Here is a 25,397-nt window from a genome sequence, read left to right as displayed (position 1 = left end):
ACGAACCCCGCTGCCGAACCTATATGGTAAAGTGGCGCACTTTTTCGAGGGGACATTCACTGTGTGGGAATTGGTCAAATCCGGTGGCTGGATGATGTTGCCGATCATCTTGAGCTCCATCGCCGCACTCGGCATTGTTGCCGAACGCCTGTGGACGTTGCGCGCCAGTCGTGTCACCCCCGAGCATCTGCTGGGGCAGGTCTGGGGCTGGATCAAGAACAAGCAGCTGGACAAGGAAAAACTCAAGGCCCTGCGCGCCGACTCGCCGCTGGGTGAAATCCTTGCCGCGGGCCTGGCCAACTCCAAGCATGGTCGCGAGATCATGAAAGAGTGCATCGAAGAGGCCGCCGCCCGGGTTATCCATGAACTGGAACGCTACATCAATGCCCTCGGCACCATCGCCGCCATGGCCCCGCTGCTCGGTTTGCTGGGGACGGTGCTGGGCATGATCGATATCTTCAGCTCGTTCATGGGCTCGGGCATGAGCACCAACGCCGCGGTGCTGGCGGGCGGTATCTCCAAGGCGCTGATCACCACGGCGGCGGGCCTGATGGTGGGTATTCCTTCGGTGTTCTTCCACCGTTTCCTGCAACGGCGCATCGATGAACTGGTGGTCGGCATGGAGCAGGAAGCCATCAAGCTGGTGGAAGTGGTGCAGGGCGACCGTGATGTGGACCTGGTCGGGGGCAACGCGTGAAATTTCGCCGCAAGCAACGGGAAAATGTCGATATCAACCTGGCGTCGCTGATCGACGTGGTGTTTATCCTGCTGCTGTTTTTTGTCGTCACCACCACCTTCACCCGGCAGACCGAACTGCGTGTCGACCTGCCGGAAGCGGTGAGCGGTTCGCCGGCCGAAGACCAGGAGGTCAAGCAGATTGACATCGCCATCAGCGCCGACGGTGTGTTCTCGGTGAATAATCAGGTACTGGAGAAAAACGACCTCGCCAGCCTGATGGTTGCCCTGGAAAAAGAGTCCGGCGGCGATACCAAGATGCCGCTGTCCATCAGTGCCGATGGCAAGACCCAGCACCAGGCCGTGATCACCGCGATGGACGCGGCCGGCAAGCTGGGCTTCAGCCACTTGCGCATGAGCACGGTCGAGGCGGCGAGCCCTCCCTGATGGCCATGTCCGATCGTTTGCTCAAGGCCTGGTACGAGGGCCATCCTGCACTTGCGCTGTTGCGGCCGCTGGAGTCCCTGTATCGCCGCGTTGTGGCGCGCAAACGTGCGCGATTCGTGGCGGGCGAGGGCGATATTTATCAGTCCCCGGTGCCGGTGGTGGTGGTCGGCAATATCACCGTCGGCGGCACCGGCAAGACGCCGCTGATCCTGTGGTTGATCGAACACTGCCGGCGCACGGGCTTGCGCGTCGGCGTGGTCAGCCGGGGCTATGGCGCCAAGCCGCCGCAGTTGCCGTGGCGTGTCGAAGCCAGCCATAGCGCCGAGGTGGCGGGGGATGAACCTCTGCTGATCGTGCAGCGTTGCGGCGTGCCTCTGATGATCGACCCCGACCGCAGCCGCGCGGTCAAGGCGCTGCTGGCCAGCGAACCGCTCGACCTGATCCTTTCCGATGACGGCCTGCAGCACTACCGTCTGGCTCGCGACCTGGAGTTGGTGCTGATCGATGCCGCCCGTGGCCTGGGCAACCGCCGTTGCCTGCCGGCCGGGCCATTGCGCGAGCCGGTGGAGCGTTTGCAGAGTGTGGATGCGCTGCTTTATAACGGCGCCGGCTCAGATCGCGACGATGGTTTTGCCTTTCGCCTGCAGCCCAGCGCGCTGATCAACCTGCAGACCGGCGAGCGCCGCTGCGTCGAGCACTTCGCTCCGGGCCAGCGGGTGCATGCGGTCGCCGGTATCGGCAATCCGCAACGTTTCTTCAACACCCTTGAAACGCTACACTGGCAACCCATACCCCATGCGTTTGCCGACCATGCGCCCTACAGCGCCGAGGTCTTGAATTTTACCCCGTCGTTGCCACTGGTCATGACTGAAAAGGACGCGGTGAAGTGCCGCGCCTTTGCCCGGCCCGACTGGTGGTACCTTGCGGTGGATGCGCTGCCGTCGCCGGCGTTCGTCGCCTGGTTCGACACGCAACTGATGCGCCTGCTGCCCGACCGACTCTTGCCTTAAACGCTTCTTTCCAGGAAACCCTCATGGACACCAAACTGCTCGACATCCTCGCTTGCCCGATCTGCAAAGGCCCGCTCAAGCTCAGCGCCGATAAGACCGAGCTGATCAGCAAAGGCGCCGGCCTGGCGTATCCGATCCGTGACGGCATCCCGGTGATGCTCGAAAGCGAAGCCCGCACCCTGACCACCGATGAGCGCCTGGATAAATGACCACAGCCTTTACCGTTGTCATTCCCTCGCGCTATGCGTCGACCCGCCTGCCGGGCAAGCCGCTGCAACTGATCGGCACCAAGCCGATGATCCAGCTGGTGTGGGAACAGGCCTGCAAAAGCAGCGCCGAGCGCGTGGTGGTAGCCACCGATGACCCGCGCATCATCGAAGCCTGCAAAGGTTTCGGCGCCGAGGCGGTACTGACCCGTGAAGACCATAATTCCGGCACCGACCGCCTGGCCGAAGTGGCCGCGAAACTTGGCCTGGCGCCCGACGCCATCGTGGTCAACGTGCAAGGTGACGAACCGCTGATTCCGCCGAGCGTGATCGATCAGGTGGCCGCCAACCTGGCCGCCCATGACGAGGCGCGCATGGCGACCCTGGCTGAGCCGATTGAAGACATTGAAACGCTGTTCAACCCGAACGTGGTTAAAGTAGTCAGCGACGTCAACGGCCTGGCCCTGACTTTCAGTCGTTCGACCCTGCCGTGGGCACGTGACGCCTTCGCCCGCAACCGCGACCTGCTGCCGGAAGGCGTGCCGTATCGCCGCCATATCGGCATCTACGCCTATCGCGCCGGTTTCCTGCATGACTTCGTCAACTGGGGCCCGTGCTGGCTGGAAAACACCGAATCGCTGGAGCAACTGCGGGCCTTGTGGCATGGCGTGCGCATCCACGTGGCGGATGCCCTGGAAGCACCGCCTGCCGGTGTCGACACCCAGGAAGACCTCGACCGCGTTCGTCGTCTGCTGGGGGCCTGATGGAGGTCCTGTTCGTCTGCCTGGGCAATATCTGCCGCTCGCCCACCGCCGAAGGCGTACTGCGCCATAAATTGCGCGAAGCGGGGTTGGCCGGTCAGGTCGAGGTGGCCTCGGCCGGCACCGGTGAATGGCATATCGGTAACCCGCCGGACCAGCGCAGCCAACGTGCGGCGCTGGTGCGCGGTTACGATTTGTCGGCGCAACGTGCGCAGCAGGTCTCCCGTGCCGATTTTGCGCGCTATGACCTGATCCTCGCCATGGACCACAGCAACCTGCGCAACCTCAAGGCGCTGCAGCCGGGGCAGGGCAAGGCTGAGCTGGACCTGTTCCTGCGCCGGTATGACGCCGAAGTGGACGAAGTACCGGATCCTTACTACGAAGGCGAACAAGGTTTCGAACGCGTTCTGGACCTGATCGAACGGGCCTGTGATTTATTGGTGATCGAATTGAAGGGGCGGTTATGACCTTGCAAGTACTTGCGCAGGTATCGCTCAAGCCATTCAACAGTTTTGGCATCGATGTGCGCGCCCGGTTGTTCGCCGAGGCCCACAGCGATGCTGATGTGCGCGAAGCCTTGGCCTATGCCGAGACGCAGGCGCTGCCGCTGCTGGTCATTGGTGGTGGTAGCAATCTGCTGCTGACCCAGGACATTTCAGCGTTGGTCTTGCGGATGGCCACCCAAGGCATCCGTGTGCTGCACGATGATGGCATGCAGGTGGTGGTCGAAGCCGAAGCCGGCGAGGCCTGGCACCCGTTTGTACTGTGGACCCTGGCGCAGGGTTTTTGCGGCCTGGAAAACCTCAGCCTGATCCCCGGCACCGTCGGCGCGGCTCCGATGCAGAACATCGGCGCCTATGGCGTGGAGATCAAGGATGTATTCGCCGGCCTCACCGCCCTGGACCGCCACACCGGTGAGTTGCGCGACTTCACGCTGCACGAATGCAACTTCGCCTACCGTGACAGCCTGTTCAAGCACGAAACCGGGCGCTGGCTGATCCTGCGGGTGCGCTTTGCCCTGAGCCGCACCCGCCACCTCACGCTCGACTATGGCCCGGTGCAACAGCGTCTGGCGGGGCAGGGGATCACTGACGCGACGCCGAGCGATGTCAGCCGCGCAATCTGTAGTATCCGCAGCGAAAAACTGCCGGACCCGGCCGTGCTGGGCAATGCCGGCAGCTTCTTCAAGAACCCGCTGGTACCCAAAGCCTTGGCCGAAGAACTGCAGGCGCAGTACCCGGATCTGGTGGCCTACCCCCAGGCGGAAGGGCAGATGAAGCTCGCTGCCGGCTGGCTGATCGACAAGGCCGGTTGGAAGGGCTTTCGTGACGGTGACGCGGGTGTGCACACGTTGCAGGCGCTGGTGCTGGTCAACTATGGCAACGCCACGGGGCACGACATTGCCCACTTGGCCGAACGCATCCAGCAGGACATCCGCCAACGTTTCAAGGTCGAGCTGGAAATGGAACCCAACCGGTACTGACGGCCTGGCTCTTGATGTTCTTGATAAGTAAAAAAATGCCCCGCATCTTTCGATACGGGGCATTTTTTATGCGGCTGGCAATCAGTCGTCGCGGCTCATGATGCCGAAGATCTGCAACAGGCTGATAAACAGGTTGTAGATCGACACATACAGGCTGACGGTTGCCATGATGTAGTTGCGCTCGCCGCCATGGATGATGGCGCTGGTCTGGAACAGGATGCACACCGAGGAGAACAGCACAAAACCTGCGCTGATCGCCAGTTGCAGACCGCTGATCTGGAAGAACATGCCTGCAACCACCGCCGCCAGCAACACGAAGAAACCTGCGGTGATGAAGCCGCCCAGGAAGCTCATGTCCTTACGGGTGATCAGCACATAGGCCGACAGGCCGCCGAACACCAGGGCCGTCATGGCAAACGCCGAACTGACCACTTCCGCACCGCCGGCCATGCCGAGGTAACGGTTGAGGATCGGGCCGAGGATAAAGCCCATGAAACCGGTCAAGGCAAACGCCGACACCAGGCCCCAGGCCGAGTCGCGCAACTTGTTGGTCAGGAAGAACAGACCATAGAAGCCGATCAGCACGACAAAGATATTCGGATAGCCGACGCGCATCTGCTGCGCCACGAACGCCATTACACCGCTGAAGGCGAGGGTAAGGGCGAGCAAGCCATAGGTGTTGCGCAACACGCGGCTGACTTCAAGCTGCTCAGCCTGCGCGTTGCCATTCACTGCGTAATTCTGTTCGCGCATGGCGACACTCCTTCGGTTTTGAAACGTTCAGTCGCAAAGATCATAACAGACGCTCTGTAACAAGCTATGGCGAGAGTTTGACAGTGTGTTTCATTCGGGTATTATGGCGCCCGCTGAGACAGGATGGCCTACTATAATCCTGTGACGCAAAAGGGAAATTGGCAGAGTGGTTGAATGCACCGGTCTTGAAAACCGGCGAACGTTAATAGCGTTCCCAGGGTTCGAATCCCTGGTTTCCCGCCAAGATTCAAACGAAAGCCCCGCAATGCGGGGCTTTTGTGTTTCTGGCATTTTTCTACGCTTGTCGTTGAGCGCCAGGTAGTCTGCGCATCATTTCCGGCGGTTTGCGCAACTCTTAATCAGGGCTCAAATGCCCCGAATTGCCGGGCTGGCGACACCAGAAAACCAGAGAGGCGCACTTGGACTACCTAGCAGCACTGACCGCTTTCGTAGAGGCTGCCAATGAGAACAGCTTCTCCAAAGCCGCAGGGCGTTTGGGAATCAAAGCTTCTACGGTCTCGCGTTACATCAAAGACCTGGAGCAAGATCGCGTGGTCAACCCGCCTGTGTGGTGATGGTTCCCGGTATGAGCTAGCCATACCGGGCGTCCATTTAGCTGAACCGAATATCCAGTGATCGCAGATATGTCTGTAGACCTGCATCCTGAATCGGGATCAGAAATGCCTCGCGATCCGACTCGTTGAAGTGGGCATGCCAATAGCCAGGTGGTGTGACGAACGCCAGCCCTGGTGTCCAATCTACGCGTTCTGGATGACGAATATGGCCATTTTCGTCCAGTTCAGTCCCGACAAGCGAATAGCACCCGGTTGGGCAGTCAATGATGAAGTCCAGTGCGATGGATTGGTGCCGGTGGGGTTTTTGGATCGAGCCGGCGGGGAGGATGCCGTACATAGCCCACAGCACATGGGTCACTGTGCGTGTCTGGGGGAAGTTGCTGTTACCCAGCAGAATGCTGATGCGGCTGCGATCCTGTGCACGTGGGTCATCAGCGGCTTCACGAAGCTTTGCCGATGCGACATCCGCAGGGTACAGCGTCGGGGTGAAGCGGTCTTCACTTCTGCTCACGCCTAAGTAGCGAAGAAGAGGCTCATCATGTACCCAGTAGAATCGTGCGTCCGCCGACGCCTTCAGGGTTGTGCTGTTCATCCCTGGCAGGGCGATAAAACAACCTTTGGTCCATTCAAACGCCTCTTCACCGTACGAAAGGCTGCCGCTACCATCGATTACATACAGAACCTGTGAGGTCGCGTTGGGCGCTAATGTGACGTCATCGCCGGCGTTCAGTCGAATAAAACTAGCGCAAAGACCTGGGCCGGTTGCTGGGCCTTCGCACTGTAGTTTTTCGCTCAAGTCGAGAGCAACTGTTCGAGACGGGCCTGAATCATAGAGCGAAGCGGGGAAGCTCTGGTACGGAATGCGGGTGATCAAGTTCGCGCTGATCGGGTTTGCCGCTTTGCTGTACTCGAAGTATTCGGCATCGATCTCATGTGCAGCTACGTTCAGGTTTGAATGCGGTTGAATTGTACTGTTCATAATGACGTCTCGTTTTGGGGTCTCATCATCAGCACGCTGCGTGAGCCAGCATGCCACGGTGGATTCAATATACGAGTCTGGTAGGGCGCTATGAAGAACCGCACCGGCACATCACTTATGTGTAAAGGGGTATTGATCCCCTCCCGTTTTTGGCTTTTAAAGGTTGGGGTCAGTGTGATGCGCAAGACCCTATGTAAGATCTTATGGCAGCTCGGCGGTCGTTGGTTTGGGGGCGCTTTTAAAGTGCGAGGTACGCACGTATCTTCCCAGCATCCATATGCCAACAGAAATACCCGCCGTCACAATGCAAACAATCCAGGTTCCCAACACCTGCCCAAAGCTGTAAGGGGTCAAATAAACAAAAAATACGAGCACCGTAGATTCGATGACCGTTTTTACGACGTAGGCCCATAACAAAATGGATATCGCATAGAAGGGTATTGAGGCAAAAAAGCGTAGTGAATAAATTACTTTATTCATCAGCGTTTACTTCCCTGATGGCTGATTGGAACATCTATGTTAAGGGCTTCTCGCTCCATGTCCAGCACCGCGACACCTATACACAAGCCACCTGGCCGCTGATCCGGGCAAAAAAAATCCGATGCCAGAGGTCTGGAATCGGATATTCGGACAAGCTCAGCAAAAACAGTTCTCGCTGGGTTGCGATCCGCCTGTTACCAGCGATAGTTGACCGATCCGATCACTGTGCGTTCGTCGCCATAGCGGCACGAGGTATTGCAGAACAGGTATTTTTCATTGGTCAGGTTTTGCGCCTTCATGGCCACGGTCCAGTTCTTGTCGACTTCGTAGCTGACTTTGGCGTCGAACAGGGTGTAGGCGTCAACCTTCTCGTTGTTGTCCGAGCTGGAAGTACGGCTGGTGCCCATGTAGCGGGCACCACCGCCGATCACGACCTTGGACAGGCCCAGGGCGCTCAAGCGATAGTCTGCCCACAGGTTGGCCATGTGGTAAGGCACGCCGTCGATGCGCGTGCCCACGCGGCTGGCGACGGCGTCATCGGTGATTTTCGCGTCGGTGTAGGTATACGATGCGGTGGCGGTGAGGTTGGCGGTGACCTCTGCCTTTGCCTCCAACTCGACGCCCCGCGAGCGGGTTTCACCGAACTGCACGGTGTTGCCGGTGAGGTCGGTGCTCAGCGAGTTTTTCTGTTTGAGGTCATAGACGGCGGCGGTCAACAGGGCATTGGTGCCTGGTGGTGTATAGCGCACGCCCACTTCGTATTGTTCACCCTCGGTCGGTTCGAACGAGGTGTTGGCATTGGCGTTGAAGACGTTGGCCGGCAGGAACGACTGGCTCCAACTGATGTAGGGGGCCAGGCCATTGTCCGCCTGATACACCAGGCCTACACGGCCAGTGGCTTTCTTGTCGTCGCGTGGGGTGCGCGCGCCGGTAGCGTTGACGTAGGTGCGGCTTTCCGCCCAATCCTGACGTCCGCCCAGGAGCAGGATCCACTTATCGTCGAACTTGATCTGATCCTGTACGTAAACGCCCGCCTGGGCGCTGTGCAGGTCCGAGCCGGTGTCGGCCGACGTGATGCGTGTAGGCGCGCCGTACACCGGGTTGGCCGGGTTGAAGAGGGAGTTGGCGCCGGAGAAACGGTGTGAGTCGTAGGTCTTGTGGTAGTAGTCCACGCCGGCCAGCAGGGTGTGCTGCCAGCGGCCGCTGTTGAGGGTCCATTCCACGTTGTTGTCGCTGGTCCAGCCTTCGGAGCGCTCGCGGCGAATGCTCGCCCGGCGCGCCAGCAGACCCTGGTTGCGTAAGGCGGCGCTGCCGGTATCGGCGACTTGCATGTAGTCCCAGCTCAGGTCGGCGTCGAAGTGGCGCAGCGCGTGGCGGACTTTCAGGTCAGGCGTGAAGTTATGTTCAAACAGGTAGCCGACCGTGGTCGAGTAGTTGTTGTAGTGATCGAAGCCACGCTCGCCCGTGAACAGATCGCGGTCGACCTTGGGATAACGGGCGCTGGACGAGGTCGTCAGGTCGTAGTCCAGGGGCGGTGCGAAACCGGTACGGGTTTCCTGATAGCTGGCCAGGAGGGTCAGCGAGGTGTCTTCGTTTGGACGCCAGGTGAAGGCCGGCGCGATGTAGCGGCGGTCGTCGTCGGCATCGGTGGTCTGGGTGTCGCTGTCGCGCCACAGTCCTGTGAGGCGATAAGAGAACTTGCCTTCGTCATCGATCGGGCCGCCCAGGTCGAAGCTGTACTGCTTGCGTGCATGGCTGCCATATTCAACGTTGATTTCATGCAGGGGCGTGTCGGTCGGTCGCTTGGTGATGGTGTTGATCAGGCCACCCGGCGACAGTTGGCCGTACAGCACCGAAGAGGCGCCCTTGACCACTTCCACGCGCTCCAGGCCGTAGGGTTCGATGCCGCCGTCATACACGCTGCCTTGCAGTTTCATGCCATCGCGCAGGATGCCGCCGGTGCCCGAGCCCACGTTGAAGCCACGGATCACGAAGTCATCCCCCACACGACTGAAACCGCCCGGCTGTGAAATCACGCCTGGCGTGTAGCTCAAGGCTTCAGCCAGGGTGTCGCTCTTACGGTTGTCCATTTCATCGCGAGTGACGACCGAAATCGACTGCGGAATCTCCTTGATCGCCGAGTTGGTCTTGCTCGCGCTCGTACTGCGCGTCGCGACCGGGCCGGTGAGCTGGCCTGTTGGGTTCTCGACCGCCTTCGCATTGACGTTGGTTTCCTGCAGCACCAGCGCGGTACCGGGGGCAGCGGTATCGGTGCTGTCGGCGGCGTGGACTGCGCTCAATGGCAGGCCACTGAGAAACAAGGCCAGCGCCAACGGATGGTAGTGGAAGACGTTCTTTGCGTGCATGGAGGCTCCTAAGTGTGACGTAGTTTTTTTAAGTGGGTGGGTATCAGGCCGCCCGTTGCTTGATCCCCATCAAGCAGCGGGCAGCCAACGGATAACGGTCAGGGGTAGTACTCGTCGAAGAACGTCTCGCGTTCCAGGCGCAGCAGGGCGGCTTTCTTGTGCGGCAAGGTGATGGTCTTGAGGCGGCCGTAGCCCTGGGATTCAAGGAAGCCGATCTGTCGGGTGTGGTCGATCCGCGGTTCGCCGAGGATGCGCTGGGTGCGAGGCTCGTCGATGAACATGTAATGCATGAGTGAGCGGAACCAGCCCTTGAGCTTGCCGGCGCTTTGATGCTTGCTCTCGCCAACCACGACGTGCCAGCCACGGTCGTGGTCCTGCACGTCGTAATAGGGGGCGATGCGATCTTCCTTGCACCAGTAGACCTCGAAGTAGGCGAAGGGCTCATCGTCGTAGCTGCCTATCAACGGCAAGACCCGCGGGTCGTCGAGCATCTGCTGCAGGTACGCGGCATGCTCGTCCAGGCTGCCGGTCTGCTCCCAGAAAAACGCGACTTGCTCCAGGTTCATCCAGCGGTTGAAACGCTCCAGGTCGAGCCCGAGGTCTACGGTGCGCAGGCTGAAGGTGGTGTTCAGGCCGGGCAGCTCGCGGCGATAGACTTCGCCGTGCGGGATCGGCGGGCGCTGGGGGTGACGTTTTTCGCCGCTGAAGGTGTAGCGCAGCGGCATGCCCGCGGCAGAACGGGTGGTCAGCCAGGGCAGGGGGTGTTGCCAGAAACTGCTGCGTGCGCAGGCCAGGCGGGCCGTATGGCCGTCATGGCCCAGCAGGGTGTCGAATACGCCTTCGCGTACCGCGTCGCGCGCGCGGTCGAGGGTGAGCGGGGCACTGATTTCCAGCATTGGGACGCGGGACGAATTGCAGAAGACTTGGCCAAGCAGCGCCAGCAGGCCAAGCACGGGGAATGCGTCGGGCATGTTTTCCAGGCGTACGTAGCCGTCTTGCCGACGGAAATGCACGGCGTCGATGCCTTCGATGACCAGGCTGCCGTTGCCGTCGTCCGCCACTTGGGCGATCACACTGCGGCCGTCAGCCAGATGTAGGGTGAAGTTCGGCGTGGTCATGATGATTCTCCGTTAGTGGTTTCTCACGTATGCCGACCCGCAGAAACCTCGCGGGCCTTGACCTGCTGAGTTCGTCCAGGGCATAGCTTAAGTAAGTCTGTAACGAATGGGAATCACAACTATTTAGAATTTGTTTAAAAAACCTGCATTCACGCTCCGTCAGCGCTTACGCGCCAACAACCACATGAAATAAGGACCGCCGATAAAGGTCGCGAACATCCCGGCCGGGATTTGCCACGGGAACACCAGGTTGCGTCCCAGCCAGTCCGCCAGCACCAGGAGCGTGCCGCCCAGCAGTGCCGAGAGCAGCAATTGCGCGATAGGCCGTTGCGCGCCGAGCAGCCGCGCCATGTGCGGTGCGATCAGACCGATGAAACTCAGCGGGCCTATTACCAGGGTCGCGGCGGCGGTCATCACGGCGGTGAGCAGCAGCAAGACCAGGCGGCTGCCGCCCAGGGAAATACCCAGCGATCGAGTGTATTCAGCGCCCAGCGGCATGATCGCCAGCCAACGGTTGCACAGCGGCGTGACCAGCAGGAACACCGCCGCAAGGGCACTGATGACCACTGCCTGGCTGGCATCGATACGATAGGTCGAACCGGTCATCCAGCTGAGCATGAGCAGCACGCGGGAGTCGCCGCTGACCATGAACAGCGCGGCGAAAGCATTGAGCAGAGTGCTCAGCGCGACGCCAATCAGCAGCATGCGATCCGGCGCGAAGGCACTGCGCCAGCTCAGCGCGACAATGGCCAGCAAGGCCAGCAGGGCGCCGAACGTCGCCGCCAGCAGCAGTATCAGCGGGTTGAAACCGGGTACGAACAGCAAGGCAAGAATGCCGCCCAGCGCGGCACCCGAACTGACCCCGAGCATTTCCGGGCTGGCCATGGGGTTGCCTGTCATGCGTTGCATCAGGGTGCCGGCCAGAGCCAGCAGGATGCCCGCGGCGAACGCGGCGGCCACCCGTGGCGCACGCCATGGCAGCAAGGCGTCGAACTCTGCGCCGCCGCTGAAATACCAGCCATCCGGGCCGCGTCCCCAGGTCAGCGCCAGGAACACGGAGGCTGCCAGCACCGCAAGCAGTATCCATGCAGTGCGTTTAAGTGGGGTGACGTGAGCGGCGGCGCGTTGGGTGGGTGCGGCGATCCGGGTTTCATGCAGGCGGGTCAGCAACACCAGCAGCAGCGGTGCGCCGAGGAACGCAGTGAAGATGCCGGTGGGCATTTCTGCGCCCAGCAGGGCCGCCGACGCCTGCACTACCTGGTCAGCGAGTAGCAGCAGCAAGGCCCCGAACAACGGGGCCCAGGCCAGCCGTTGGCGCAGGGTACGGGCACCGGCCAGGCGGGCCAGGGCGGGGGCGGCCAGGCCGACGAAGCCGATCACGCCGACGCTGGCGATGGTGCTGGCGCTCAAGACCACCGCCACCGCCAGGGCCAACAGGCGCAGGCGATTGGGCGACAACCCGAGGCTACCCGCCGCCGCATCGTTGAGGCCGAGCAATTCCAGAGGGCGAGCGAGCAGGACGGCGAGCGCGGCCGCCACCGCCAGGCGCGGTGCCAGGTGATACACATCCTGCCAGCTGTTCTGGTTCAGCGAACCCGATTGCCAGATGAACAGGTTGCTCAGGACCTCGTGGTTGGCCAGCACCAGCAAGGTGCTCAGGGTCCCGCAATACAGGTTGATGATAAGCCCGGAAAGAATCAGCGCTACCGGCGACAGGCGCCGGCTCCAGGCCAGGCCCAGCACTGCCAGCATGCCCAGGGCGGCACCGGCCAGGGCTACGCCTTCCTGCCCGCCGTCGAGCAGGCTCGGCGCATAGATTGCACAGGCGGCCAGGGCCAGGTAGGCGCCGGAAGCGACGCCCAGGGTGGTTGGCTCGGCGATGGGATTGCGCAGGACTTGCTGGAAGATCACCCCGGCCAGGGCCAGGGCCGCGCCCACCAGCAGGCTGATGACCAGGCGTGGCAGATAGCTGTAGCGCACCAGCAACGCGGGCAGATCGCTGGGTGACGCTGAGCCGATGGCATTGCTCCAGGAGTGGCCGGCCAGCAGTGAGTTGCCTTGGTAAGCGCTCAGGGCCAGGGCGATCAATAACAGGCCGAGGGCCAGCCATATCGGTTGGCGGCGCAGGCGTGAGGTGCTGTCAGGCATGCTTGGTTTCCATGGCGAGCAGTTGCTCGGTGATCGACAGGGCCAGGCGTTGCGCAGTCAGCAAGCCGCCGCTTGGGTAGAAGCGGGGCAGTGCCTGGATGCGGCCTTCGCGAATCATCGGTAAGGCGCCCCAGATAGGGCTGTTATTCAGTCGGCGTTGCGCGGCCACGGCTTCGCGGGGGTTGGTGTAATACAGCAACGAGGCGTCCGGATGTTCCAGCAGCGTCTCGATGCCCACCGCGGGGCTGCCGCCCCATGCATTGGTGCGGCCCTGGTAGGCGTTGCGCAAGCCCAGTCTTTCGAGGACGGCCTGGTACATGCCCTTGGCGCCGAACAGCAGCAGGTGGCGGCCGTCTGGATTGAGGCGTGCGATATAGACCGGACGGTCGCTGATCGGCGTGAGCCTGGCGCGTAAGTTTTCGAGCAGGTCGTCCGTCTGTTGCAGCAAGGCGCGCGCTTCGTCGCGTCGATCCACCAGGGCGCCGAGGTCCAGCATCACCTGGCCGGCATTGCGGTAGGGCTGGGCATTCGAGGTATAGATGTCGAAGGTGCGCAACGGTGCGATGCGGCGCAGTAAGGTGCCTTCCAACTGCCAGGACGTGCCGATGATCAGGCCAGGCTTCAGGCGTTGCAGATACTCCAGATTCGGCTCGATGCTCGGGCCCAGGTCCAGGATGTCGTCGGGCATTTCCGGCTGGACGACGAACTCGCGATAATAACTGGCGTTGACCACGGCCATGGGGGCTACACCCAGGCCTAGCAGGCTTTCGGTGAGGGCGGGCTCGAAACTGACGATATCGACTTTCGGCATTGTAGGGCCAGCGGCGCGGGCCAGTGGCGAGCCGCACAGCGCGAGCGGCAGCAGCGCGAGGCCGGTCAAGGCTCGACGGCGGGTAATGAGCATTGCAGCAGACTCCGGAGCAGGCAGGTCGCCTTTTGGCGAGGATAGGAGTCTATAGCAACAGCATCTGATTCCCAATACCTGTAATAATGCCGCCGACGCGGCTTAAAGAATCTGCCGCAGGCTTCGTTTACTCCAGTGACCCCACTCTATCGACGGCGACGGCGTGACGGCCCGCGCCGGCCGACCCCAAGGAGACACCATGTCATTGTTCGGTATGCTGGTCCGCGCTTCGCGCACTCGGTTGGCCGTGGCCATTGGCGCAAGCCTGGTCTGCGGGCTGGCCAACGTGTTGCTGGTGGCGCTGATTAACCAGGCCCTGAACGCACCGCTGGACGGCTTGGCCGGCTACGCGCTGCCTTTCGTACTGGTGATAGCGCTGGTGATGGGCAGCCAAGTGCTGTCCCGCACGCTATTCGCCCATCTCAGCCAGCAAGGCCTGGCCACCCTGCGCCTGCACATCTCGCGGCATGTGGTTGCCGCGCCTTTGCGCGGTCTGGAGACCACCGGTCGCGGGCGCATCCAGGCGGCCCTGGCCGACGACACCACCACCTTGTCGAACTTCTTCACCGGTTTCCCGATGCTGGTGACCAGTGCCGTGGTGGTGCTTGGCTGCCTCGGCTATCTGGCGTACCTGTCGTGGGCGATTTTCCTGGTCTCGGTGCTGGCCATCGGTCTTGGCTCGCTGGGCTACCACCTGTGCCATTCGCACATGCTCCAGTACTTTCGCAAGGCGGGCTCCAGCCAGGACGAACTCTTCAGTCACTTCGACGCCATGGTGTCAGGTGCCAAGGAACTCAAGCTCAACCGGTCCAAGGCAAGGCGCTTTCTCGATGAGGTGCTCGTCAATGCTATCGAACAAGTGCGTCACAACCGTGCCAAGGGCCTGATGCTGTTCGCCATCACTGGCGGCTGGGGTCGCTTGCTGTTCCTGGTGTTGATCGGCGTGGTGCTGTTCCTGCGCTTGTGGATTCCTTCCGACACGGCGGTGATCACCGGCTACGTGATGGTGTTCCTGTACATGATGGGACCGCTGGAAGGGGTGCTGCTGAACCTGCCGCAGATGAGCCAGGCGCGCGTCGCCAGTGCGCGCATCGAAACCACGCTCGAACAGTTGAAGGCTGAAGCTCAACTGCAAAGCCCGATTCCCGGCGTACAGCCCAAGGGCGTGACATTGGAGCTGGATGGCCTGACCCATGGTTATTTCAGTGAGCGAGAAGACGAGGTATTCACCCTCGGTCCGGTGATGCTGACCCTCAACCCTGGCGAGATTACCTTCCTGGTGGGGGGGAACGGCAGTGGCAAGACCACCCTGGCCAAGCTGATCGCCGGCCTGTACCGGCCGGAAAGTGGTGAAGTGCGCGTCGATGGCCGGCCGGTGGCGGCGGATGAATGGGACGATTATCGCCAGCTGTTCTCGGCGGTGTTCTCCGACTTCCACCTGTTCGATACCCTGCTCGAGGCGCCTGACTCCAGTCTGGATACCCAGGCGAGCGAATGGCTGGCCAAACTGCACCTGGACCACAAAGTCAGCGTCAGCGACGGTTCGTTCTCCACCCGTGAACTGTCCCAGGGCCAGCGCAAGCGTCTGGCGTTGATCGTTGCTTGCCTGGAGGGGCGGCCAGTGATCATCTTCGACGAATGGGCCGCCGACCAAGACCCCGCGTTCCGCGAGGTGTTCTACTGTGAGCTGCTGCCCGAGCTGCGCGCCCAGGGCAAGACGCTGTTGGTCATCTCCCATGACGACCGCTACTTCCACCTGGCCGACCAGTTGATCAAGCTCGAACGCGGCCAGATCGTCCAGCGCCAGGCGCCCGCCGTGGCCTCGGGTTTGCAGCCGGTGGTCTGAAGATCGATGAAGAGGGGAGGCGCACCCCGCGCGCCTCCCCCCCGTCCAATCCGCCTCCCCGCAAATAACAATATTTATCAAAGACACTTAATTCCTCGCGCATTTCTTTCGTCCTTATTAGCAGTGTTCCAGGCAAGGCCGGTCCGGCTTGTCGATTGCTTCCAAGGAGATTCGCCGTGTCTGTCGCCCCTGATTGCATCCGCCTGTTCTGCTTCGCTTGTTCTGGTGCGAGCGCCATGGCGTTCGCACCATGGCGTGCTGCCTTGCCGGCCTGGCTCGATGTTCAGCCAGTCGAGCTGCCCGGCCATGGTCGCCGCGCCGATGAGCCACTGCAGGTGGACATGCCTGGCCTCGCGGCGAGCCTGGCGAGCGAGTTGGCGCCGCTGATCGACGGTCCTTACCTGATGCTCGGTCATAGCGTCGGCGGTGTCATTGCCCTGGAAGTGGCGCATGCGCTGGTTGCCCTGGGTATTGACCCGCCCAGCGCCTTGATCGCCGTGGCCAGCACCGCGCCCAGCCAGCGCGGCGGCAATCCCGATGCGCAACCCATGAACGATGCCGAGCTGATTGCCGAGTTGCGCCGCCTCGACGGTACGCCCCAGGCGGTACTCGATGACCCCGAGTTGCTGGCCATGGTGCTGCCCGTGCTGCGCGCCGACTTCCTGCTTGGCGACCGCTATCAACCACCCGGCCGCGCGCCGTTGCCATGCGCGCTGCATGTCTTCGGTGGGCGTGACGACAGCGTCGCGATCAGTGCCCTGGCGGCCTGGGAAGTTGAATGCAGTGGGCCGTTCCAGCTGGAGATGTGCGCCGGCGGCCATTTCTTCCTGCACCGCCAACGCGATGATTTCTTGCTGCGCCTGGTTGCGCTGGTCCAGGCACAACGTCCTTCACTCCCTTCCTTGCGCGCCCTGGGCTGACCCAATGCCGCACCGTCTTCCTCGTTTCGCGGAGTCTTCCATGCTTGATTCACGCTTCGACATCCGGCCCCTGCGCCACGCCAGTACCCCGTTGCCCCTGCTGATCGAGGCCCGTGAGCCTGGCCTTGATCTGTCGGCTTGCCTGTCCGATCTGCGAGGGTTGATCGATGAGCAACTGCTCGGTGCCGGTGGCGTGCTGCTACGTGGCTTTGATGTGCAGACCGCCGAGCGTTTTCGCCGTTTCGCCGTGGGCTTCGGTGCGGACCTGCTCACCTACGAATTCGGCTCCACGCCGCGCAGCAACGTCGCCGCCGGGATCTACACCTCCACCGAATACCCGCCGCACCAGCATATTCCGCTGCACAACGAGCAGGCCTACACCCGGGACTGGCCGATGAAAATCTGGTTCTTCTGCCAGCAGGCATCACCGGTGGGGGGCGCGACGCCAATTGGTGACAGCCGGGCGATCTACCGGCGGGTTGGCGAGCAGATTCGCGAGCGCTTCGCCGCCAAAGGCCTGATGTACACGCGCAACTACGGTAACGGCCTGGACGTGTCCTGGGAGCAGGTGTTCAACACCGAGGACCGCAGCGTCGTGCACGCCTACTGCGAGGCCCATGGCATCCGCCTGGAATGGAAGGAAGACGGTGGCCTGCGCACGCGTCAGGTCTGCCAGGCGGTGGCCACTCATCCACGCACCGGCGACGCGGTGTGGTTCAACCAGGCACACCTGTTTCATGTTTCCAACCTGCCCGAGGAAGTCCGCGAGACGTTGCTCGATCTGGTCGAGGAAGAGGACCTGCCGCGCAACGTCTATTACGGCGACGGCAGCCCGCTGGAAGAAACCCTGCTCGAAGACATCCGTGGCGTGATGCGGCAGGAGCAGGTCGAGTTCGCCTGGCAGGACAACGACGTGCTGATGCTCGACAACATGCTCACCGCCCACGGCCGCGCGCCCTTTGAGGGACCGCGCAAGGTGGTGGTCGCCATGGCCGAGCCCCATGGCGCCGACAGACGCTGAGCCGCCCTCGACTTTTACTGAATTTTTTTGCGATTGCAGGAGGACGCCCCATGGCCATCCCACATCAGCCTCAACCCCAATCCCTCATCGAGATGCTGGCGCAGCGCGCCGAACAACAAGGCGAGCAACTGGCCCTGCGTTTTCTCGGTGACGGCAACGAAACCACCGAGCTGTACACCTATGCCCAGCTCGACGCCCGGGTCCGTCACCTGGCCGCCTGCCTTGAGCAACGCGCCGAAGAGGGTGATCGCGTACTCCTGCTGCTGACCAACGGCCCTGACTACATCGTGGCGTTTTTCGCCTGCCTCTACGCGGGGCTGATCGCGGTGCCGGCCTATCCGCCGGAGCGCAATCGCCAGTTCCATGCCGAACGCCTGCAAGGCATGGCCATGGATGCCGAGCCGTCGCTGATTATCTGCGAGCAGGGCGCGCTGGAAGCCTCCCTGCTCTTGCGTGACGGCCTGACCCTGGCGAACCGGCCGGTCGTGGCAAGCGTCCAGGACCTGGAGGCCCAACCGGCCCAGGCCTGGCAGGCACGCGAAGTGCCGGGCGACACCATCGCCATGCTGCAATACACCTCGGGTTCCACCTCCGAACCCAAGGGTGTCGAAGTCACTCACACCAACCTGCTGGACAACCAGCGCCTGCTGCAAATGGGCTTCGGCACCCGGCCGGGCGATGTATTTGTCAGCTGGCTGCCGCTGTACCACGACATGGGCCTGATCGGCGGCATGCTGCAACCGATCTACGCCGGCGTGCCGCTGGTATTGCTGACCACCCAGCACTTCCTCGCCCGGCCGGCGCGCTGGCTGGAAGCGATCCACCGCTATGACGGCACCTTGAGCGGCGGTCCGGACTTTGCCTTCCGCCTGTGTACCGAAAGCGTGCGCGACAACCTGCTCGCCGAGCTCGATTTGAGCCGCTGGCGTGTGGCGTTCTGCGGCTCCGAGCCGGTGCGTGCCGATACCCTGGCCGATTTCGTTGAGCGCTTCTCGCCGGCGGGGCTGTCGGCAACCACGCTGCACCCATGCTATGGCCTGGCCGAAGCGACCTTGATGGTTACCAGTAATATCCGGGGCGGTCCCTACTACACGCTGCATGTCGACCACGAAGAACTGGCCCATGGCCGAGTGGTGCCCGATCCGTCCGGCACCGAAGTGGTCAGCAGCGGCGGGTTGCTGTTCGACGATCAGGTACGCCTGATGGACCCGCACACGCTGCAGCCCGTCGCGCAAGACACGGTCGGCGAAATCTGGGTGCGCGGCCCCAGCGTCGCGCGTGGTTACTGGCGCAATCCCGAGGCCACCGCCAAGACGTTCCTCGACTTGCCCGATGGGCGTTGGCTGCGCAGCGGTGATCTGGCGTTTCTGCACAACGGGGGTTTGTTCATCACCTCGCGGGCCAAGGACGTGATCATCATTCGCGGCCAGAACCGTTACCCACAAGACATCGAAAAAGCCGTGGAGCAGGGCGTCGAAGCGGTACGCAAAGGCCGCGTCGCCGCGTTCCCGGTACAAGTCGACGGCCGGGAATGCATCGGCATCGCCGCCGAGATCGGCCGCAGCGTGCAAAAGAAATTCGATCCGCAGACGTTGATCGATGCCATCGACCGGGTGGTCAGTGAAACCCAGCAGGAACCCGCCAGTGTCATCGCCTTGCTGGAGCCGGCGGCCTTGCCCAAGACCACCAGCGGCAAACTGCAACGCTCGGCCTGCCGCCTGCGCCTGGAAACCGGCGAACTGGGTGCCTATTACGTTTACCGCCGTCCGGTCGCGGGCCTGGTCACCGCCGGCCAGGGCGATGCCCCTCAAGGTGATACCGAGCAGCGCCTGGCGACCATCTGGTCCGACGTGCTCGAGGGCGTGGAGGTCAGCCGCGACGATGTATTTCTCGCCAAGGGCGGTCATTCCCTGGCCGCCGTGCAGGTGGTGGCGCGAGTGCGGGCCGAGTTCAATGTCGAGTTGCCGCTGAGCGCGCTATTTGCCGCCAAACCCCTTGCCCAGTTGGCTGCCATGGTTGACGCCGCGCCGCGTCTGGCCGACGGCGTGCCATTGCGCCGCGAACAGGCCAGCGGGCCGCAGGCCATGTCGCCGGTGCAGCGCAGCCTGTGGTTGGCACAACAGTTGGGCGGCGAACAGGGCAGGGCAGCCTATAACATGGTCGCCCGATTACGCCTGCGCGGCGACCTTCGGGTGGACGCCCTGCAGGCCGCGTTGGGCGATCTGATCCAGCGCCAGGCGAGCCTGCGCAGTGCCTTCGTGCCGGGGCCCGATGGCGTGGCGCTGGTGCACTGCGCCAGCCAGGTTGAACTGGCGTTGCCGCTGTTTGACCTGAGCGGCCTGCATGACGCAGAACAGGCCACCGCGCTGGCCGTGGCCGAAGCCGAAGCCGCCGGGCAGCCGTTCGATCTGCAACGGCCGCCGTTGCTGCGCGCTACGCTGCTGCGACTGAACCACCAAGAGCACTGCCTGCAACTGAGCATGCATCACCTGATCGGTGACGGCTGGTCATTCGGCGTACTGGTCCAGGAACTGGGCGCGCTTTACCAGGCACAAATGGCCGACAGCGAACCGTCGCTTGCGCCCTTGAACATCCAGTACAGCGATTACGCGGCGTGGCAGAACGCCAAGGCCGGCAGTGCCGAGCGCCAACGTGAACAGGACTTCTGGCGCGATTACCTGCGCGGCGCAGCGCAGCAGCTGGCCTTGCCCACTGATCGCCCACGCCCGGCGACGCCACAGACCGCCGGCGCAAGCGTGACCTTCCAGCTCAGTGCCGAGCAGGTCGCACGTCTTGAAACGCTCGGTCGCGCCCACGGCGCCAGCCTGTTCATGGTCCTGCGCGGGGCCTTTGACTGGCTGTTGCATCGCATCACCGGCCAGGATGATCTGGTCTACGGAACGGATATCGCCGGTCGGCCACGTGCCGAGCTGGAAAAACTCATCGGCTTTTTCGTCAACATCGTTCCGCTGCGCGCCCATGTCCGTGAGGAGCAGTCGTTCAGCCAATGGCTGGCCCATATCAGCGCGGATTCCCTGGCGGTTTTCGAGCAGGCGGACTTGCCCTTCGAGCAGATCCTCGACGCCAGTGGCGTGGCCCGCGAGCGCCAACGCAACCCGCTGGTACAGGCGCTGTTTGTGCTGCACAGCATGCCGCGCGGGCAGTTCGCCGTGCCGGGGCTGCACGCCGAGTTGCTTGCCGCGCCGGCGCAAACCTCGAAGTTCGACATGGCCCTGTTTCTGACCCCCAACGCCCAGGGCCTGGGTGGCGAATGGGTATTTGCCACCGCGATCCTCGACGAGGCGCGGGTACGCTGCTGGGCGAATGCCTGGGTCGACCTGCTCGAACAGATTCTCGCCGCGCCCGACCAGCCTCTTGCCGCACTGACCCTCGGTGCCCTGCAACCCGCGCCTGTCGCCCCAGCCAGCGGTCGCTCGCGGCTGGAGGCCAAGCGCGACAAGCTCAAGTCCTTCACCCGCCAGGCTGCGCCGTCCGCTGGCGCATCCGCGGTGCGTTGCACTCCGCTGAATGCCGACAGTCAGTTCCCCCTGGTGATCGAGCCGGTCAGTGCCGACCTCGACCCGTGCGTCTGGGCCAGCGAGCATCGCGAGTTCATCGAAACCCAGCTGCGCCGTCATGCCGGCTTGCTGTTCCGAGGCTTCGGCTTGAGTACCGCCCAGGATTTCGAGGCCTTCGCCGAGGCCATCCAGCCGGGTTTGTATGGCGCCTATGGCGATTTGCCGAAGAAAGAGGGCGGGCGCAACACCTACCGTTCCACGCCTTACCCCGAGCAGCAAATGATCCTGTTCCACAACGAAAGCGCTCACCTGCGCCGCTGGCCGCGCAAGCAGTGGTTCTTCTGCGAGCTGCCATCGCCGGTCGGCGGCGCCACGCCCATCGTCGACTGCCGGGCCATGTATCGCGCCTTGCCGGCCGAGCTGGCCGAGACCTTCGAGCGCAAGGGTTTGTTGTATGTGCGCACCTTTACCCCGGGTTTCGACGTGGACTGGCGCGACTTCTACAAGACCGACGAGCGTGCGGTAGTCGAGGCGGCGTGCCGCGAGCAGGACGTGGCGTTCGAGTGGTTGGCCAACGGTGGCCTGCAGACCCGCACGCCGTGCCCGGCGGTGATCCGTCATCCGTACACCGGGGAAAAGTCATTCTTCAATCAGGTCCAGTTGCACCACGACTATTGCCTGCAAGCCGATGTGCGCCGCGACCTGCTTGGCATCGTCGGTGCCGGGCACATGCCGCGCCAGGTGTATTTCGGTGACGGCACGCCCATCGATGACGCAGTGATGGAACAACTGGGCCAACTCTATGAAGCCTGCGCAGTGCGCTTCGACTGGCAACGCGGCGATGTAGTGATGCTCGACAACATGCTTGTCGCGCATGCCCGCGACCCGTTTGAAGGCCCGCGGCGGATCGTCGTGGCCATGGGCGAAATGACCGACCGCAGCGTGTTTGACAACGCCGCCGAAGGCACCGTCGAACGCACTGGCCTCCCTGTTTAAGGACATCCCCGATGAACGATCTGAGCCTTGATTTGACCGTGCAACACACCCTGGCCTTGAGCCCCGAGCAGCGCGCCTGTCTGCTCGGCCACGACCCTGCGTGCCCCGATGCGGGCAGCCACCGTCTGCGCCTCGCGATGACGGCGGCCGATGCGGCGGCGGACCTCCCCACGGCGCTGCAACGCTACGCGGCAAGCCAGCCGATCCTCGCCGCGCGCTGGCTGCAAGTTGCCGGTTTCCGGGGCTGGCGCCAGGCCTTGCCGAATCAGGGCGGCGCGGTGCGTTGGGTGGACCTGGACAGCACGGCGCCCGCCATAACGCTGGGCGAAGACGAAGTGCTGGCGGTCAGCCGCCGAACGCTTGTGGACGGCGCGGTCGAAGTGGAATTCGTGGCTGCCGCACTGGCCCTGGACCCACCGAGCCTGGAACGCCTGGCCGCCGATGTGCTGGCCTTGGCACGCGGTGACACGCCGCTGTCCAGCGAAGTGGGCTATGAACACTACGTGCAATGGCGTCAGGACATGGCTGCCGACGAAGATGCCGCCCAAGGCCGTGCCTATTGGCAACACGCCCAGGTCGACCCCACCCAGGGCGCCGCCTTGCAGCTGGGCCTGCGCGGCAGCCCGGCGACGGCTCAGGCCGAGCGCCTGAACGTGCAGCGCCAACTGTCGGGGTCACAGCTGCGCGGCGCCCAGGCCTTGGCGGATGGCCTCGGCCAACCCCTGGATTTCGTACTGCAAGGTCTGTGGTGGGCGCTGTTGGGGCGCGTGAGCGACCAACCGAGTTTCGTTGGCGGTTGGCTGCACGATTGCCGTGGCGACTATGACCACTTCGAACACACCTTGGGCGTGTTCGAGAAAATCCTGCCATTGCGCGTCGATCTGGACCCGGCGTGCCGTTTCGCCGACTGGTTGCAACAGGCCGAAGGTCGCCTGGGCGATCATCTCGGCTGGCAGGAATACTGCCCCATCGAGGCGCCGACCAGCACCGCGCCGCTGCTGGCGGGGTTCGTCTTTGAACAGGCACGCCTCGCGCCGGGCCAGGTGCTTGCCTACCCCAACCGACCGGCCTTTGAATTGCTGCTGCACGTGCGTGCGTGGGGCGAAACCCTGCACCTGAACCTTGAAGCCAACGGCGCTGCCTACAGCGCCGTGGGCCTTGAGGTGCTGCTCGAACAATTGTGCACGCTGGTGGTAACCCTGCCGGCCGACGGCCATATTGCCCTGGCCGACCTGGAGCCGATTGGCGCAGGCGAGCGCGAACGCTTGTTGGCGCTGGCCCCAACTCATCCGCTGTCCAACGGTGAGTGGCTGCCGCAACTGCTGGCCCGGCATGCCCGGCAGACACCTCATGCCATGGCCCTCAGTGATGGTCGACAGCGCCTTGATTACACCACGCTGCAGCAGAAGGTCACTCGCATGGCCGGTTGGTTGCAGGGCCAGGGTGTCGGCGCTGGGCAGTGCGTGGCCATCGAGAGCGAGCGCTCGCTGCAAGGCGTGCTGCAGATTCTCGCTGTCCTCAGCGCCGGCGCTTATTACTTGCCGCTGGAGCCGGCCTGGCCGGAGGAACGTCGTCATGACCTGTTGACCCGCGCCGCGCCCGCCCTGGTGCTGTGCGACCCAGCCTCGAGCAGCGCCCAAGGTCCATGGCCGAGCGCCAGCCTGGAGCAAGCGCAAAACGATGCCGAACTGCCGTTCGTGCCGCCGACGCTCAGCGACCATCAGCTGGCCTATCTGTTGTATACCTCCGGCTCCACCGGCGTGCCCAAAGGCGTGCTCATCGAGCATGGCGCACTACGCAACTATGCGCAGGCGGCCTGCACGGCGCTGGGCCTGGAGCCTGGCATGCGCCTGGCCCTGACCAGTCCGCTGACCGTCGATCTGGGCCATACCTTGCTGTTCGGCGCCTGGCAGGTTGGCGCCGAACTGGTGATCGCCGCCCAGGACGATCTCGCCGATGGTGCGGCGTTCAGGCGTTTCCTGCTCCGGGAGCGTCCGGATGTGGCGAAGTTCGTACCGTCGCACCTGGCGGCTTTGCTCGAAGGCGACGCGCCCCTGTTGCCCGGTACCCTCATTCTCGGCGGCGAAGCCACGCCGCGCCGGCTGGTTGAGCAACTGTTCGCCCAGGTGCCGACGTTGCGCCTGTTCAACCACTACGGCCCCACCGAAACGACCGTCGGCGTGCTGTTTCATCAGCTACGCGCCGACGCGCCGGACCGCGACGACCGAGTGCCGCTGAGCCGAGTCCTCGCCGGCAACCGCGTGTACCTGCTCGACGAGCACCTGCGCCTGGTGCCCACCGGCGCGTTGGGCGAGTTGTACATCGGCGGCGCGCAACTGTGCCGTGGCTACTTGGGTGAGTCCAACGCCGAGCGCTTCGTAGACGACCCCTTCATGCCGGGCCAGCGCCTTTATCGCTCCGGCGATCTGGGCCGGTACCGCGCCGAGGGTGGCCTGCAATTGGTCGGCCGCCAGGACTATCAGGTCAAGTTGCGCGGTCAGCGCATCGAGCTGGGTGAAGTGGAGGCGGCCTTGTTGACCTTGCCTGGGGTTGACCAGGCTGTGGCGCGGCTGTGGGCACCCAGTGAAGGGGTGGCGAGCCTGATCGCCTACGTGGTCCTCGCCCAAGGCGTTGCCGACGACGCCTTGCCACCGTTGTCGACGGCCCTGGCCGAGCGCCTGCCCGACGCGTCGTGCCCGACACGCCTGCTGGTCTTGCCGAGTCTGCCGCGTCTGTCCAATGGCAAGGTCGATCGCCATGCCTTGCCCGATCCGGGTCAGCTGGCGCGTCGTCAACCCGCGCGTGCACCGACCAGTGAGCTGGAAGCCAGCCTGCGTGATGCCATGGCCGAACTGCTGGGTTGTCCGCCGGCCGCCTTGGGTGTGGATGACGATTTCTTTGATGCCGGTGGCCACTCGCTGCTGGTGATCAAGCTGTTGGCGCGCTTGCGCACGATGTTCAAGCTCGAAGTCCCGCCGGGCGTGGTCTTTGACCACCCCAGCGCGGCCGCGCTGGCTGTGGCGCTTGGCGAACTGGCCGACCCGGCGCGCCTGGAAAAGGTCGCCCGCCTGCGCCGCGAGCTGGACAGCCTCAGCGATCAGGAGCGCGCCGAGTTGCTCGCCAAGGCCCGCGCCGCCAAGGGCCTGGCGGCCCACTGACAATGGGCCGGCGGATGCCGGCCCCCTTTATTC

The 25,397-nt window shown here is 63.2% G+C and carries 19 protein-coding genes, 1 tRNA gene and 1 pseudogene; 14 read left to right on the top strand and 7 right to left on the bottom strand.

Annotated elements, in window-relative coordinates; all coding sequences use genetic code 11:
* Positions 1-61 precede the first annotated feature (61 nt).
* Genes PSH66_RS17890 through murB form a run of 7 tightly spaced genes read left to right on the top strand, consistent with a single transcriptional unit; the run spans position 62 to position 4,582 of the window.
* The gene (locus PSH66_RS17890; protein ID WP_042944912.1) at positions 62-697 is read left to right on the top strand and encodes a MotA/TolQ/ExbB proton channel family protein; all 636 of its coding nucleotides are present in this window, start codon (positions 62-64) and stop codon (positions 695-697) included.
* Positions 694-1,122 (top strand): biopolymer transporter ExbD, encoded by a 429-nt coding sequence (locus tag PSH66_RS17885; protein WP_078733666.1) that lies wholly within the window; start codon positions 694-696, stop codon positions 1,120-1,122. Before PSH66_RS17890 ends, PSH66_RS17885 begins: the two co-directional genes overlap by 4 nt.
* Positions 1,122-2,132 carry a tetraacyldisaccharide 4'-kinase gene (gene lpxK / locus PSH66_RS17880; protein ID WP_141064397.1) on the top strand — a complete coding sequence of 337 codons (1,011 nt, stop codon included), beginning with the start codon at positions 1,122-1,124 and terminating at the stop codon, positions 2,130-2,132. Before PSH66_RS17885 ends, lpxK begins: the two co-directional genes overlap by 1 nt.
* Before the next feature lie 23 nt (positions 2,133-2,155).
* Positions 2,156-2,341, top strand: coding sequence for a Trm112 family protein (locus tag PSH66_RS17875; protein WP_003174668.1), 186 nt, complete (start codon positions 2,156-2,158; stop codon positions 2,339-2,341).
* Complete coding sequence (gene kdsB / locus PSH66_RS17870; RefSeq protein WP_003174667.1) at positions 2,338-3,102, top strand: 3-deoxy-manno-octulosonate cytidylyltransferase; 765 nt, start codon at positions 2,338-2,340, stop codon at positions 3,100-3,102. The genes PSH66_RS17875 and kdsB overlap by 4 nt, the downstream gene beginning before the upstream one ends.
* Positions 3,102-3,566, top strand: a complete 465-nt coding sequence (locus PSH66_RS17865) for a low molecular weight protein-tyrosine-phosphatase (RefSeq protein ID WP_003174666.1) — start codon at positions 3,102-3,104, stop codon at positions 3,564-3,566. The genes kdsB and PSH66_RS17865 overlap by 1 nt, the downstream gene beginning before the upstream one ends.
* The gene (gene murB / locus PSH66_RS17860; protein ID WP_003174665.1) at positions 3,563-4,582 is read left to right on the top strand and encodes a UDP-N-acetylmuramate dehydrogenase; all 1,020 of its coding nucleotides are present in this window, start codon (positions 3,563-3,565) and stop codon (positions 4,580-4,582) included. The genes PSH66_RS17865 and murB overlap by 4 nt, the downstream gene beginning before the upstream one ends.
* 81 nt (positions 4,583-4,663) lie before the next feature.
* Here murB and PSH66_RS17855 read toward each other — a convergent pair whose 3' ends face one another.
* On the bottom strand, positions 4,664-5,335 hold the full coding sequence (locus tag PSH66_RS17855; RefSeq protein ID WP_003174664.1) for a Bax inhibitor-1/YccA family protein: 672 nt from the start codon (positions 5,333-5,335) through the stop codon (positions 4,664-4,666).
* Positions 5,336-5,487: 152 nt separating this feature from the next.
* Here PSH66_RS17855 and PSH66_RS17850 point away from each other — a divergent pair.
* Together PSH66_RS17850 and PSH66_RS17845 are read left to right on the top strand one after the other, a co-directional pair.
* Positions 5,488-5,578 (top strand) — tRNA-Ser (locus PSH66_RS17850).
* 176 nt (positions 5,579-5,754) lie between these two features.
* Positions 5,755-5,883: pseudogene (locus PSH66_RS17845) on the top strand (LysR family transcriptional regulator); the annotation flags it as partial.
* Positions 5,884-5,947: 64 nt separating this feature from the next.
* Here PSH66_RS17845 and PSH66_RS17840 read toward each other — a convergent pair.
* The 6 genes from PSH66_RS17840 to PSH66_RS17815 all read right to left on the bottom strand — a co-directional run bounded on the left by PSH66_RS17840 (position 5,948) and on the right by PSH66_RS17815 (position 13,905).
* A complete protein-coding gene (locus PSH66_RS17840; RefSeq protein WP_305427353.1) occupies positions 5,948-6,889 on the bottom strand; it encodes a cupin in 942 nt (313 codons plus the stop codon).
* 201 nt (positions 6,890-7,090) lie between these two features.
* Positions 7,091-7,369: a hypothetical protein gene (locus PSH66_RS17835; RefSeq protein ID WP_305427352.1), complete on the bottom strand. Its 279-nt coding sequence runs from the start codon at positions 7,367-7,369 to the stop codon at positions 7,091-7,093.
* Between the two features lie 194 nt (positions 7,370-7,563).
* A complete protein-coding gene (locus PSH66_RS17830) occupies positions 7,564-9,735 on the bottom strand; it encodes a TonB-dependent siderophore receptor (protein WP_141064380.1) in 2,172 nt (723 codons plus the stop codon).
* Between the two features lie 98 nt (positions 9,736-9,833).
* Positions 9,834-10,853, bottom strand: a complete 1,020-nt coding sequence (locus tag PSH66_RS17825) for a GNAT family N-acetyltransferase (RefSeq protein ID WP_003174659.1) — start codon at positions 10,851-10,853, stop codon at positions 9,834-9,836.
* A gap of 159 nt (positions 10,854-11,012) precedes the next feature.
* On the bottom strand, positions 11,013-13,001 hold the full coding sequence (gene fhuB, locus PSH66_RS17820; protein ID WP_305427351.1) for a Fe(3+)-hydroxamate ABC transporter permease FhuB: 1,989 nt from the start codon (positions 12,999-13,001) through the stop codon (positions 11,013-11,015).
* Complete coding sequence (locus tag PSH66_RS17815; protein WP_003174657.1) at positions 12,994-13,905, bottom strand: ABC transporter substrate-binding protein; 912 nt, start codon at positions 13,903-13,905, stop codon at positions 12,994-12,996. The genes fhuB and PSH66_RS17815 overlap by 8 nt, the downstream gene beginning before the upstream one ends.
* A 199-nt stretch (positions 13,906-14,104) precedes the next feature.
* On the opposite strand from PSH66_RS17815, the gene PSH66_RS17810 reads away from it, so the two are divergent.
* From PSH66_RS17810 to PSH66_RS17790, 5 genes are all read left to right on the top strand, one after another.
* Positions 14,105-15,751, top strand: a complete 1,647-nt coding sequence (locus tag PSH66_RS17810) for a cyclic peptide export ABC transporter (protein ID WP_305427350.1) — start codon at positions 14,105-14,107, stop codon at positions 15,749-15,751.
* Between the two features lie 236 nt (positions 15,752-15,987).
* Entirely contained in the window at positions 15,988-16,671 is a 684-nt protein-coding gene (locus PSH66_RS17805; protein ID WP_305427349.1) for a thioesterase II family protein, read from the top strand.
* A 40-nt stretch (positions 16,672-16,711) separates the two neighbouring features.
* Entirely contained in the window at positions 16,712-17,692 is a 981-nt protein-coding gene (locus PSH66_RS17800; protein ID WP_305427348.1) for a TauD/TfdA family dioxygenase, read from the top strand.
* Between the two features lie 50 nt (positions 17,693-17,742).
* A complete protein-coding gene (locus tag PSH66_RS17795; RefSeq protein WP_305427347.1) occupies positions 17,743-22,206 on the top strand; it encodes a condensation domain-containing protein in 4,464 nt (1,487 codons plus the stop codon).
* Between the two features lie 11 nt (positions 22,207-22,217).
* Complete coding sequence (locus PSH66_RS17790) at positions 22,218-25,364, top strand: non-ribosomal peptide synthetase (protein ID WP_305427346.1); 3,147 nt, start codon at positions 22,218-22,220, stop codon at positions 25,362-25,364.
* Positions 25,365-25,397: the final 33 nt, after the last annotated feature.

It is taken from the genome of Pseudomonas sp. FP597, from assembly GCF_030687435.1.
GTDB classification, from domain to species: domain Bacteria; phylum Pseudomonadota; class Gammaproteobacteria; order Pseudomonadales; family Pseudomonadaceae; genus Aquipseudomonas; species Aquipseudomonas lactucae.
The sequence above is the reverse complement of the archived record's forward strand: the minus strand, read 5'-3'. Positions and strand labels throughout refer to the sequence as shown.

What these genes read in the sequence shown, in the direction of transcription:
- lpxK (WP_141064397.1), top strand. Translation starts at nt 1,122, where the DNA reads ATGGCCATGTCCGATCGTTTGCTCAAGGCCTGGTACGAGGGCCATCCT.
- PSH66_RS17875 (WP_003174668.1), top strand. Translation starts at nt 2,156, where the DNA reads ATGGACACCAAACTGCTCGACATCCTCGCTTGCCCGATCTGCAAAGGC.
- kdsB (WP_003174667.1), top strand. Translation starts at nt 2,338, where the DNA reads ATGACCACAGCCTTTACCGTTGTCATTCCCTCGCGCTATGCGTCGACC.
- PSH66_RS17865 (WP_003174666.1), top strand. Translation starts at nt 3,102, where the DNA reads ATGGAGGTCCTGTTCGTCTGCCTGGGCAATATCTGCCGCTCGCCCACC.
- murB (WP_003174665.1), top strand. Translation starts at nt 3,563, where the DNA reads ATGACCTTGCAAGTACTTGCGCAGGTATCGCTCAAGCCATTCAACAGT.
- PSH66_RS17855 (WP_003174664.1), bottom strand. Translation starts at nt 5,335, where the DNA reads ATGCGCGAACAGAATTACGCAGTGAATGGCAACGCGCAGGCTGAGCAG.
- PSH66_RS17840 (WP_305427353.1), bottom strand. Translation starts at nt 6,889, where the DNA reads ATGAACAGTACAATTCAACCGCATTCAAACCTGAACGTAGCTGCACAT.
- PSH66_RS17835 (WP_305427352.1), bottom strand. Translation starts at nt 7,369, where the DNA reads ATGAATAAAGTAATTTATTCACTACGCTTTTTTGCCTCAATACCCTTC.
- PSH66_RS17830 (WP_141064380.1), bottom strand. Translation starts at nt 9,735, where the DNA reads ATGCACGCAAAGAACGTCTTCCACTACCATCCGTTGGCGCTGGCCTTG.
- PSH66_RS17825 (WP_003174659.1), bottom strand. Translation starts at nt 10,853, where the DNA reads ATGACCACGCCGAACTTCACCCTACATCTGGCTGACGGCCGCAGTGTG.
- fhuB (WP_305427351.1), bottom strand. Translation starts at nt 13,001, where the DNA reads ATGCCTGACAGCACCTCACGCCTGCGCCGCCAACCGATATGGCTGGCC.
- PSH66_RS17815 (WP_003174657.1), bottom strand. Translation starts at nt 13,905, where the DNA reads ATGCTCATTACCCGCCGTCGAGCCTTGACCGGCCTCGCGCTGCTGCCG.
- PSH66_RS17810 (WP_305427350.1), top strand. Translation starts at nt 14,105, where the DNA reads ATGTCATTGTTCGGTATGCTGGTCCGCGCTTCGCGCACTCGGTTGGCC.
- PSH66_RS17805 (WP_305427349.1), top strand. Translation starts at nt 15,988, where the DNA reads ATGGCGTTCGCACCATGGCGTGCTGCCTTGCCGGCCTGGCTCGATGTT.
- PSH66_RS17800 (WP_305427348.1), top strand. Translation starts at nt 16,712, where the DNA reads ATGCTTGATTCACGCTTCGACATCCGGCCCCTGCGCCACGCCAGTACC.
- PSH66_RS17795 (WP_305427347.1), top strand. Translation starts at nt 17,743, where the DNA reads ATGGCCATCCCACATCAGCCTCAACCCCAATCCCTCATCGAGATGCTG.
- PSH66_RS17790 (WP_305427346.1), top strand. Translation starts at nt 22,218, where the DNA reads ATGAACGATCTGAGCCTTGATTTGACCGTGCAACACACCCTGGCCTTG.